Source organism: Acidimicrobiales bacterium, from assembly GCA_036273495.1.
Taxonomy (GTDB): Bacteria; Actinomycetota; Acidimicrobiia; order Acidimicrobiales; family JAJPHE01; genus DASSEU01.
Genome location: DASUHN010000393.1, coordinates 1 through 11,302, shown reverse-complemented (window position 1 = coordinate 11,302; position 11,302 = coordinate 1). Strand labels below are relative to the sequence as shown.

9 protein-coding genes and 1 tRNA gene are annotated in these 11,302 nt (G+C 72.0%); 6 read left to right on the top strand and 4 right to left on the bottom strand.

Annotated features, from left to right (window positions below; translation table 11 throughout):
- Window positions 1–236: 236 nt before the first annotated feature.
- A complete protein-coding gene (locus tag VFW24_17215) occupies window positions 237–947 on the top strand; it encodes a VOC family protein (GenBank protein HEX5268510.1) in 711 nt (236 codons plus the stop codon).
- A 33-nt stretch (window positions 948–980) separates the two neighbouring features.
- Here the strand turns inward: VFW24_17215 and VFW24_17210 are convergent, their stop codons facing one another.
- From VFW24_17210 to VFW24_17200, 3 genes are all read right to left on the bottom strand, one after another.
- Entirely contained in the window at window positions 981–1,715 is a 735-nt protein-coding gene (locus tag VFW24_17210; GenBank protein HEX5268509.1) for a hypothetical protein, read from the bottom strand.
- Entirely contained in the window at window positions 1,709–2,821 is a 1,113-nt protein-coding gene (locus VFW24_17205; protein ID HEX5268508.1) for an LLM class flavin-dependent oxidoreductase, read from the bottom strand. The genes VFW24_17210 and VFW24_17205 overlap by 7 nt, the downstream gene beginning before the upstream one ends.
- A 75-nt stretch (window positions 2,822–2,896) precedes the next feature.
- Window positions 2,897–4,132, bottom strand: coding sequence for a crosslink repair DNA glycosylase YcaQ family protein (locus tag VFW24_17200; protein HEX5268507.1), 1,236 nt, complete (start codon window positions 4,130–4,132; stop codon window positions 2,897–2,899).
- A 212-nt stretch (window positions 4,133–4,344) separates the two neighbouring features.
- Here VFW24_17200 and VFW24_17195 point away from each other — a divergent pair, with 212 nt between their 5' ends.
- The 3 genes from VFW24_17195 to VFW24_17185 are packed head-to-tail and all read left to right on the top strand — an operon-like array spanning window position 4,345 to window position 7,523.
- The gene (locus tag VFW24_17195; protein HEX5268506.1) at window positions 4,345–5,220 is read left to right on the top strand and encodes an ABC transporter ATP-binding protein; all 876 of its coding nucleotides are present in this window, start codon (window positions 4,345–4,347) and stop codon (window positions 5,218–5,220) included.
- A complete protein-coding gene (locus VFW24_17190; protein HEX5268505.1) occupies window positions 5,207–6,058 on the top strand; it encodes an ABC transporter permease in 852 nt (283 codons plus the stop codon). The genes VFW24_17195 and VFW24_17190 overlap by 14 nt, the downstream gene beginning before the upstream one ends.
- A 34-nt stretch (window positions 6,059–6,092) precedes the next feature.
- Window positions 6,093–7,523, top strand: a complete 1,431-nt coding sequence (locus tag VFW24_17185) for a M20/M25/M40 family metallo-hydrolase (GenBank protein HEX5268504.1) — start codon at window positions 6,093–6,095, stop codon at window positions 7,521–7,523.
- 3 nt (window positions 7,524–7,526) lie between these two features.
- On the opposite strand, the gene VFW24_17180 is transcribed toward VFW24_17185, so the two are convergent.
- Complete coding sequence (locus VFW24_17180) at window positions 7,527–10,067, bottom strand: CoA transferase (GenBank protein HEX5268503.1); 2,541 nt, start codon at window positions 10,065–10,067, stop codon at window positions 7,527–7,529.
- A 143-nt stretch (window positions 10,068–10,210) separates the two neighbouring features.
- Between VFW24_17180 and VFW24_17175 the strand changes: the two genes are divergently transcribed.
- Window positions 10,211–10,915 carry a VC0807 family protein gene (locus VFW24_17175; GenBank protein HEX5268502.1) on the top strand — a complete coding sequence of 235 codons (705 nt, stop codon included), beginning with the start codon at window positions 10,211–10,213 and terminating at the stop codon, window positions 10,913–10,915.
- 33 nt (window positions 10,916–10,948) lie between these two features.
- A tRNA-Arg gene (locus tag VFW24_17170) sits at window positions 10,949–11,021 on the top strand.
- Window positions 11,022–11,302: the final 281 nt, after the last annotated feature.

Genomic DNA, 11,302 nt, shown 5'->3' with positions numbered 1-11,302 from the left:
GAACGCATCCACATCGGCCACCGTGGCGGCCACGAGGGGTGTCGGGTCGATGTGGCGGAGCCACAGAATGAGGGTCCGTCGGTAGCTGTAGACGCTCGCTGGTGAGCGCCTCCGCACGTCCCGCATCCACTCCAGGTACTGCGTCAGGGTTGCTGTATCCGCCCGCTTGGACATTTGGCTAGCCTCTCCTTCATGAAGGACCGCAGGTCCGAGGGTTCAAATCCCTCCCTCTCCGCGTGAAGCTTCGCCAGCTGGTCCTGGTGGCCGCCGATCTCGAGGCGGTGGTGGCCCAGCTCACCTCCGCCCTGGGCATCGAGGTCGCCTACCGCGACCCCGGAGTGGCGGCCTTCGGGCTCGTAAACGCGGTCCTGCCGGTCGGTGACCAATTCCTCGAGGTGGTGAGCCCCGCTCAGCCCGACACCGCTGCGGGCCGGTACCTGGAGCGGCGGCGCGGGGACGGCGGCTACATGGTCATCGTGCAGGTTCCGGACCTCGACGCCGCCCGGATCCGGGTCACCGACCTCGGGCTGCGGATCGTGTGGGAGGGCGCCGTCCCGGGCATCCGGGGGATGCACCTGCATCCTGCCGACATCGGTGGCGCCATCATGTCGCTGGACGAGGCCGACCCCTCCGACGACTGGCCCTGGGCCGGACCGGACTGGAAGGCCCATGTGAACAGCCAGGTGGTCGGCGGGTTCACCGCCGCCGAGATCCAGTCCGAGGACCCCTACGACATGGCCCGGCGGTGGGGCCGGGTGCTGGGCGTGGATCCCGTGGACGGGCCCGACGGGTCGGCGGTGCTCGGGCTCGATGCCGGCCTCCTCCGCTTCGTCAAGCCCCGCGACGACCGGGGACCGGGTCTGGCCGCCATCTCCCTCCAGACGACCGACCGGTCCCGGGCGGGGGAGGAGCAGGTCATCGGAGGCGTCAGCTTCCGGCTCGTGTAGCGCCCGGCACCGGACTCCGGCCGCCGGCCGCGGTCAGACCTTCTCGGTCCCCTCGAAGGCGGTGACGTCGGGGCGGGAGAGGAAGCGGAGCGGTGGGACCGTCACCCGGCCCACCGCCACCGTGGCCGAGACGGGGTGGTAGGGGCGCAGCCCCGTCTGACCCCACCCTCCGTCTTCGAAGGCCAGCAGGCGGGGACGGATCCGCTCCACCCGGCGCAGCTCGTACTCCGGCTCGACCTGGACCAGTCGCAGCCCCCGCGGCGTGGTCGCCAGGGTGGTGGTCACCGTGAACTGGACGTCGTCGGGTGACATCGGGTCGGGGTCGAGAGCCACGAGGTGGGCGGCCGGGCCGTCCGCACCCTCGGCCACCAGCTCGGCCCGGTCGTAGCGACGCTCCAGCGTCACCCGGGCCTCCACCGCTGGCAGGCCCCACGCTCCGGCCAGGCCGGAAGCGGCCTCCGGCGTGTCGGCGAGACATCCGGCCACGAACCCTCGAGGCCGCACCCCGCTACGGCATGACACCCGGGCCTGGGCCATGGTGAACGGGCCCCACGGGCTGGCCGGGACGCGCCAGGCGAGCAGCACAAGCATCGGGGGCGTGGTCGGGTGGAGGCCGGCAGGAAGCAGTGACTCCCGCGAGGAGTACGGGAGCTCGAACGTCGCCTGCAGGACCTCGACGTCGTCGAGCGTCACGGGCGCGGTCTCGAGGGACGACATCACCGGCGCCCGCGCCGCGAGGTCCTCGAGATTGGCGGTGCCGCTCAGCACGCCCCGGTCCCGCCCGAAACCGACGCCGCCTCCCGGAACTTCGGCATCACCTCAGCGGCGAACAGCCGCATGCTCGCCAGCACCTCCTCCTGGGCGATGGTCTCGCACGCGTTGACGAAGCAGTTGATCCCGGTTACCCCGATCGACTCCCACCGCTGGATGACCGAGACGAGGCGGTCGGGGTCCCCCACGCCGATGCCCTCCGGTATCCCCCGGGGATCTCCCGGACCGGAGCGATCCGAGCTGCCGCCCGGCGCCAGGTTCCCGAGGGACTGGTAGGCGCGGGTGGGATAGGCCTCCCGGGTCCAGAGGAGGTGGGAGTTCGTCAGGCCGAACAGCTGCACCATGCGCATGCCGGTGGCGGCGGCCCGGTCGGGGTCCTCGTGGCAGTACAGAAAATTCAGCGTCGTCACCTGGTCGTTGATCACCGTGCTCACGGGGTCGCAGCTCTGCACCCGGCGGTGGTACTCCCTGGTCCGGCGCTCCTGCTCGGCGTAGGTCGTGGCCGCCACCCCCAGGCAGCCCAGGCCCCGTTCGGCCGCGTCCAGCTCGGTGCCGGGGCTGGTCACCGTGACCCACATCGGCGGGTGCGGCTTCTGCACCGGCTTCGGGAGCACGTTGCGCTCCGGCATCGAGAAGGAGCGGCCCTCGTAGGAGAAGGGCTCGTCGGCCCACATGCGGGGCAGCACGCGCACGAACTCGTCCCACGTCTTCTTGGTGTCGTCGGGGTCCACCATGAATCCGCCCAGCTCGGTCCACGTGGACGAGCGGGCGGTTCCGAACTCCAGCCGCCCGCCCGAGATCAGGTCGAGGGCGGCGGCCCGTTCCGCCACCCTGATCGGGTGGTTGATCTCCGGCACGCACACCACCGCCCCGTGGCCGACCCGGATGTGGTTGGTCTGCGCCGCCATGGCCGCCAGCACCACCTCGGGTGCCGAGCAGTGCGAGTACTCCTCGAGGAAGTGGTGCTCCACGCACCACACCCAGTCGAAGCCCAGCTCGTCCGCCAGTCTCGCCTGCTCGAGGGCATTGTCGTAGACCTGCCGCTCGATGCCCGGGCCGAACGGGCGGGGAGTGGAAAGCTCGAAGAAGATCCCGAACCGCATCGGCCATGTGTAGCACCGGCGCCCCCGGCTCCGCCGGGTGGAGGCGACGGTCGAGGGCGGGAAGGGTCGGGCCGCTTACCTGTTCCGCACGGCCCGGCCGAGGGCGGCAGCCAGGTCTCCCCGGCGGGCCACGACCGTGCCTTCCAGGCCCAGCCAGGCACCGAGGGCGGCCAGCTCGCCGGCGGCGGCCTCCGCCACCGCGGCGCGGTCGACGCCGGGCTCGGCGTAGGCACCCTCCACCCTCAACACCCGGGCCCGCCGGTCGCTCTTCAGGGCCACGCGACCGACCAGCTCGTCGCCCAGGAGCACGGGCAGGACGTAGTAGCCGTGCTTGCGCAGGTGCTCGGGGACGTAGATCTCGATGCGGTAGTGGAAGGAGAACAGCCGCTCCGTGCGGTCGCGCGTCCAGATGAGCGAGTCGAACGGGGACAGGAGGGTGGCGTGCCCGCGGCGGGGCCGGCGGGGCCGGGCGCCCGGCAGTGTGTATGCGGGGCGGCTCCAGCCCTCGACCGACACCGGCACCAGCCGGCCGTCCTCGACCAGCTCCGCCACCCGGAGCTTGGCGACGGCGGGACGGACCCAGAAGTAGTCGCCCAGATCGGCGACTGTGGCCACGCCCAGACAACGGGCCGCCAGAGCGAGCAGCTCGCGCTGGGCCTCCTCCTCCGGGGGCGTGGGGATGTCGAGGACGGCGGCGGGGATGACCCGCTCGGTCAGGTCGTAGATCCGCTCGAACCCCGGGCTGCGCCACGCCGCCAGGTCCCCGGCCCCGAACAGCCACTCGAGGGCCAGGCGCCCGGAGCTGCGCCGCTCCCACCACTCACCCGCCCGGCGGCGGGGGTCCGACAGCTGTGACGCCGCCAGCGGGCCCCGCTCGGTGATCTCGGCCAGCACGGCGGCGATGTAGTCGGCGTGCTCGTCCCGCCACGCCTTCCGTCGGGCGAACCAGGCGGCACCCCAGGGCGTGTCCCCCCGCCGGAAGGCCATCCGCCAGCGCAGCAGCGGCTGCAGCTCGATCGGCATCAGCGACGCGGCGTGGCCCCAGTACTCGAACCAGGCGCCTCCGGGCTCCGACATCCGCCGCAGGCCGGCGGGGTCGTAGGCGCCGATCCGGCTGAACGGGACCAGGAACTGCGTGCGTTCCACGACGTTGACGGCGTCGAGCTGGATGGTCCCCAGCTGCTGCATCACCCGGCGCAGCTGGTTGGCGCCGGCGGGACGGGTACGCGGGCGCCGGGACGCGTCCAGGCCCTGGGCGGACAGGGCCAACCAGCGCGCCTCCCGCTGGGTGAGGGCGGCCGGCGGGGGCATGGCGGGGCATCGTAGAGACGGCCACGGAAATTCGCCGGAACCTCCAGAGGACCCCTGGTACGGTCCGGCCCGTGACAGGCATCCGTTAACTCCGCGCTCGGGGACCGCCCCCTCCTCGGCTGGCCGGCACGACTGCCGGGCTGTCGACGGGAAGCCCATGGCGCGCGCCACGCCGCCGGTGGGCTGGAGCGATCACGTGAGAGGAGAAACGGATGAGCAGGACGAGTGGGCTCGGGCACGCCCCGCCTCTGCAGGCGCAAGGGCTCGTGAAGGTGTTCCGGAAGCGAACGGGTCGCTTCGCCCGGAAGTCGGGACCAGCGGGGACCGGTCGTCGCCGCACCCATGTGGCGGTCAACGACGTGAGCTTCTCGGTGGCGCCGGGGGAGATCTTCGGGGTCATCGGCGCCAACGGGTCGGGCAAGTCCACGCTCGTGCGGATCCTGTCGACCCTCTTGCTGCCTGACGCGGGTGAGGTGCGGGTCTTCGGGATGGACGCCGTGCGCCGGCCGCTGGCCGTGCGCCCGCTGCTCAACCGGGTGTCGGCCGACCCCTCGTTCTTCCGGCCCATGACGCCGCTCGAGAACCTGCTGTTCTTCGGGCGCGCCTACGGGATGGCGGGACCGCAGATCCGCAGGCGCAGCGTGGAGATCCTGGAGCGGCTCGGGCTCGACGGCGAGCGGGCCCGGGAGCCCATGCTGCACCTGTCGCGGGGTCAGCAGCAGAAGGTGGCGGTGGCCCGCGCCTTTTTGACCCGCCCCCGGCTGCTGCTGCTCGACGAGCCGACGACCGGTCTGGATCCCCGCAGCAAGCGGGAGGTGCAGGCCTTCGTGAGCGAGGTCCGCCGGGACGACGGCACGACGATCCTGCTCACCACGCACGACATGGAGGAGGCCGAGCTGCTGTGCGATCGGATCGCCTTCATCGTGGCCGGACGGATCGTCGCCGAGGGGAGCCCGCTGCAGCTCCGGAAGCAGGTGGCCGGAGACCGGCCGGTGGAGGAGACCGACATGGAGACGGTGTTCATGGAGCTGACCGGCCGGGACATCGAGGAGGACGAGGAGGAGGAGCGTGAGCGTGTCGACGATTGAGGGTGTGCTGCGCCGGCCCGCCCCGCGCCGGGTTGCCCTCGGGTGGGCCTTCGTGGAGCGCCAGACCAACCTGTGGAAGCGGTACTGGTTGTGGGAGGTGGTGTGGGTCGTCTACGGCGTCGTCAACACCCTCGCCATCACCTTCATCGCCAAGGAGGCGGGCCGGACCGGCATCGTGAGCCCGGACCGCATCTCCCGGCTGACGCTGTTCCTGTTGATCGGGACCCTGGTGTGGGCCTACCTGTCCGCCGTCCTCGACGACATGAGCCTGGTCATCACGTGGGAGCGGTGGGAGGGCACCATCGAGCACACCCTTATGGCGCCGGTGCCGCGCGCCGTACATCTGATCGGCATGTCCGCCTTCGGCGTGCTGCACGCCACGCTGCGCACCCTGCTGATCCTGGCGTGCTCGCTGCCCTTCTTCCACGTGAGCTGGGCCCACGCGTCGTGGCCGGCGGCGGCGGCGGTGATCATGGTCGGCAGCTTCAGCCTGGTGGGGCTGGGGATCCTGACCGGCATCCTGCCGATGCTCTACCCCGAGCGGGGCGAGCAGATGTCGTTCATGATGCAGGCCGCCGTCCTGCTCGTCTCGGGCGTGTACTACGGCGTCGACGTGCTCCCTGGGTGGCTGCAGACGGTCGCCCGGATCTCCCCCGCCACCTACATCCTGCGGGGCATCAGGAGCGCGCTGATCGACGGGCGGGGACTCGTCGGCCAGCTCGGCACTCTCGTGGTCCTGGCCGTGTTCGGGGCGGTGATGGTGCCGCTGTCGCTGTACGCCTTCGCGGCAGCGGAGCGGTGGGCCAAGCGCACCGGCCGCCTGAAGCGCCAGGGATAGGCCGGCCCCGACGGTTCCACGCGAGCATGGGCGGGTGGCCGCCTTCGACCCCGCCGCCGCCTCCATCCACGCCGAGCGCATGTGGGCGGAGGAGGCGGTACCAGTCCTCCGGGACTACATCCGCATACCGAACGTCAGTCCCGACTACTGCCCGACCTGGGCCGAGGACGGGCACATGGACCGCGCCGTGGAGCTGGTCCGGGGCTGGTGCGCCGGCCGGCCCATCCCCGGTCTGGCGGTCGAGGTCCTCCGCCTGCCGGGGCGCACCCCGCTCCTGCTCGTCGAGGTTCCCTCCACCGGCGGGGGGCGGGACGACGATCCCGTCCTGCTCTACGGCCACCTCGACAAGCAGCCGGAGATGGTGGGGTGGCGGGACGGCCTCGGGCCGTGGGAACCGGTGGTCGAAGGAGATCGACTGTACGGGAGAGGGGCGGCGGACGACGGGTACGCCGTGTTCGCCGCCCTGGGTGCGATAGAGGCGGTGCGTGGCGCAGGAGGCGAGCACAACCGTTGCGTCGTGCTCATCGAGGCCAGCGAGGAGAGCGGCAGCCCCGACCTGCCGGCCTACTTCGACGCCCTGGCCGACCGCATCGGGACACCGGGATTGGTCGTGGCCCTCGACTCCGACTCGACCACCTACGACCGTCTGTGGGTGACCACGTCCCTGCGGGGCATCGTCGTGGCCGTCCTGGACGTGCAGATCCTGACCGAGGGCGTGCACAGCGGCCTGGCCGGCGGGATCGTCCCGTCGTCGTTCCGCATCCTGCGCCGGCTGCTCGATCGCATCGAGGACTCCGAATCGGGCGCCGTCCTGCTCCCGGAGATGCACGTCGACATCCCCCCGGCCCGGGCCGCCCAGCTGGGGGGGCTGGCCGCCACCATGGGGGACCACGCTCGCGGCTTCCCGTTGGTGTCCGGAGCACGCCCCCAGGTGGCTTCCCCCTTCGACGCCCTCGTCGCATCCATGTGGGCCCCGGCGGTCGCCGTGACCGGGGCGGAAGGGCTGCCGGGGGTGGGGGTGGCGGGAAACGTGCTTCGCCCTCGGACGGCGGTGAAGCTGGCCATCCGGGTGCCCCCGACGTGCGAAGCGGCCGCCGCCGCCCGGGCGCTGGTGCGTGCCCTCACGGCCGATCCTCCGTACGGCGCACAGGTCGGCGTCCGCGTCGAGGCGGCCGAGGACGGCTGGGACGCGCCCGCCGACCCGGTGTGGCTGGGGAGCGCCCTCGACGAGGCGTCACGCTCGACCTACGGGAACCCGCCGGCCCGCACGGGCGTGGGCGGGTCGATCCCGTTCATCGCCATGCTGGGCCGGCGCTTCCCCTCGGCGGCGTTCGTGGTGACGGGCGTGCTCGGGCCCGGCTCCAACGCTCACGGCCCCAACGAGTTCCTGCACCTGCCGACGGCGCGCAGGCTCACCGCCGCCATGGCGCAGGTGCTGCACGCCCACGCCGTGCGGCCGGGATAGCTCCTATAGCGACTGGCCGTCCGGCCCCAGGTAGTCGCCGCAGAGCTGTCCGTCCTGCTCCAGGGCGGCGTACTCCTCCTCGCTCAGGCCCACCACGCCGCGGAGGATCTCGTCGTTGTCCGCCCCCAGCACCGGGATCGGTCCCCATGCCAGCGGCGGACCGTCCCACCGGAAGGCGTGGGCGGCGTACTCGTGGGTGCCGATCTCCGGGCTGCCGTTCTCCCGGAACAGGCCGCGGGCCCGGAGGTGGGGATCGGCGTAGCACTCGGACTCGGTGAGCACCGGTCCGGCCGGAACCCCGTGCTCCTGGCAGCGGTGGAACGCCTCGTAGTGGGTCAGTTCCTTCGCCCACGCCGAGATCCCGCCGTCGATGGCGTCGTGGTGCTCGCGCCGGCCCGCGGCCGAGGTGAACCGGAAGTCCTCCGCCCAGTCGGGCTCGCCCATGGCCGTCCGGAGCCCGGCCCATTCCTCGTCGGAACCCACCGAGATGGCCACCCACCGGTCGGTCCCGTGGGCGCCCACCCCACCGGCGCCGGCCGTCCCCACCGCCGCGTCGCGACAGCGGTAGACGCCCTGCGGCGCCCGCTCGGGATGGCGGTTACCCAGGCGCTCGTGGCGCACGCCGGTGGCCGAGGCCTCGACGACCAGCTCCCCGATGTGGTTGATCATGTTCTCGCACTGGGACAGCTCCACCAGGCTTCCCCGGCCGGTGCGGTCCCGCTCCCGGAGCGCCGCCACGACGGCGACCGCTCCCATGGCACCGCTGGCGGTGTCCATGTGGAACACGGGGTCCGTCTCGGCGGGATCGGCGTCGGGATAGCCGCGTATGGCGGTGAGGCCGCACAGCGACTCGAAGTTCACACCGAAGCCCAGGTAGTTGCGGTAGGGACCGTCGAGGCCCACCGAGGGCAGGCGGACCATGGTCAGGCGCGGGTTGCGGGCCGACACCTCGTCCCACCCGATCCCGAGCTTGTCGAGCAGGTCGACCGAGTTGTTCTCGATGAGCACGTCGCACTGCTCGGCGAGGCGGAGAAACGTCTCCCGCCCCAGCGGCCTCTGCAGGGCCAGGGTGACCGACTTCTTGTTGCGGGCATGGGCCGTGAACAGCGCCACCCGGTTCCACGGCCGCTTCCCCGCGTCCATGTCGGGGTAGCCCCCGAAGATCGGCCCCAGGATCGGCACCAGCTCCGGCGTGGGCCGGGGAAACAGCCCGCGGGTGCTGGTCGGCCACACCCACGGGTTGTCCACCCGGATAATCTCGGCCCCGAGGTCGCCGAGCAGGGTCGTGGCGTAGGGCCCGGCCCAGACCACGGTGAGATCGAGCACCCGCACCCCCTCGAGCGGCAGCCGCCGTTCCCCGGAACGAGGCGCACCAGGAGCCGGCGGCTGCGCCCCCGCCTCGGCACGCAGCTCCTCGCCCTGCTCGTCGAGAAGCGGTGCCCGACCGAGAGGTGCACCTCCGTCCGGCCATCTCACCGGCGGGCCCGGGTACGTGAGCTTCCCGGCCACCGGATGGTCGATGCTCTGCCAATAGCCGCGGGCGCGGAAGTGCGGGTCCTCCAGGAGATCGGCCGGCGTGTTGACCGCCGTCACCGGCCAGCCGTCCCGTTGCGCGTCGTCCATGGCCTGCTGGCGGGTGCGCATCACGCCCCAGGTGGTCACGGCCACGTCGGTCAGCTCGGCCAGCTCCATGTCGGTGATGGCGTCCGGCGCCGCGTAGCGGGGCGCCAGCTCCGGCGCCTCCAGGACCTTCAGCATCCGCGGCAGCCACTGGGGCATCGTCGAGATCCAGACGTGGCCGTCCTCGGCCAGCTTGATGCCGGCGGGGAGCGCGCCCAGCCGGCGCCCCTCACTCCTCGGCGCGTCCCTTCCCGTGTAGGCGTAGTAGAGGAGGTAGGTCATCCGCCGGTCGATCGAGACCAGCTGGCTGTCGATCTGGGCGAGGTCGACGTGCACCCCGCGGCCGGAGGCCTCGGCCACACCGAGACCTCCGAGGGCGGCCAGGGTGGCCAGCGTCCCGCACTGGTACTGGCCCAGCTCGGCCCCGAGCTTGATCGGCTCCCGTGACGCCACGCCGGTCGACGACATGGCCCCACCCAGGGCGTAGTTGACGATCTCGGCCCCCTTGTATCCCGCGTAGGGCCCGGCCAGGCCGAACGGCGTGACGCTCACGAACGTGACCGCGGGATTGGCCCGCGCGGTCTCCTCGTAGCCGAGGCCGTGCTGCTCGAGGTGACCGGCGGGCGAGCTGGTGAGCACCAGGTGGGCGCCGGCCATGAGACCGCGGACCATCGAGGCGTCGTCGGGCCGTTCGACGTCGGCGACCACGGAGCGCTTGCCGGTGTTCACGTGGAGGAAGGGGGCCCGCCGCTCGTCCTCGGGGCCGGCGGTGCCCACCAGTGCGCCGGTGTGCCGGGCCCGGTCTCCGCCCGGAGGCTCGACCTTGACCACGTCGGCCCCCATCAGGGCCAGCAGCTTCCCGGCGTAGGGACCGGCCATGCCCTCGGCCAGCTCCACCACCCGGATCCCGGTGAGAGGGGGCATCCGGGTCAGCTCCGGGGTGACGGGGGCGTCAGAACAGGCATGCGGTCAGCATGCCAGGCGTCGCCAGAGGCGCCCGGGGCGGATCCCGATAGCCTGGGCCGCCGGTTGGACCGATCGGTTCGTGGGGAGGCCGAATGGAGACCGTGTCGTCAGCACCCGCGGCGAGCCAGCCCGAGGACCCGATCCTCGGTGCCCTCCGGCCGCGGATCCTCGGGCCCCAGGTGGCGGCGGGTGGGCTGGCGCCCTTCCTCGTCTACCAACTGGCCCACCGCAACGGGTTGGCCGACGCCACCTCTCTGGCCCTGGCCTCGATCGTCCCGGCCCTCTGGGTTCTCGGGAACTGGGCCTGGCGCCGCCGCCTCGAGGTCATCCCCGGCATCGCCCTGTTCGGGCTCGTCATCGGGCTGATAGCCGTCGTGGCCCTCCACGGCAGCGAGCTGGTGCTCAAGATGCGCGAGTCCCTGATCAGCGGGATCCTCGGTCTGGTCTTCCTGATCAGCCTGGTCGTGTCGCAGCGGCCGTTCATCTTCCACCTCGGCCGGGCCATGGCCTCGAGCCAGGGGGCCGGCGCCATCGCCGACTTCGAGACGCTTTGGGGAGAGGAGCAGGCCCGCCGGGTCGTGCGGGTCCTGACCCTCCTCTGGGGGGTAGGCCTGTTCGGCGAGGCTGTCCTCCGCGCCATCCTGGCCCTGGCCCTGCCCACCGGCACCTTCCTGGCCCTGGCCCCGCCGATCGGCTGGGTGATCATCGGCTCGCTCATGTGGTTCACCGTTGGCTACATCCGCACCAACCGCCGGGAGGTCGCGCTGGCCGCCGGCGTCGAGATGGGGGCCGAGCCGGCCGCCTGACCCGGCCCGTTAGAATCCCCTGTTCACCAACCGGCGCTCGTAGCTCAACGGATAGAGCATCTGACTACGGATCAGAAGGTTGGGGGTTCGAATCCCTCCGAGCGCGCTGAGAAAGTCCAGGTCATGGGCTATCTCCTCCTCCACCGGGGCAACGAAGTGCCCTCCGTGAGAAGCAATTGAGAAGCAATGCCCTTCTTAGGGCCTTGCCACACGGAGTGGAGGAAGAAGATGAAGCGTCCCCCGGGCGTCTACCGCGACCGCAGCGGGAAGTGGTACTTCAAGGTCAGCCTCGGCTACGACCCGATCACCAAGAAGGAACGCCAGCTGACGCGGCGGGGCTTTGCCACTGCCGCCGATGCTGCCAAGGCCAGGCGTGAGTACGACGAC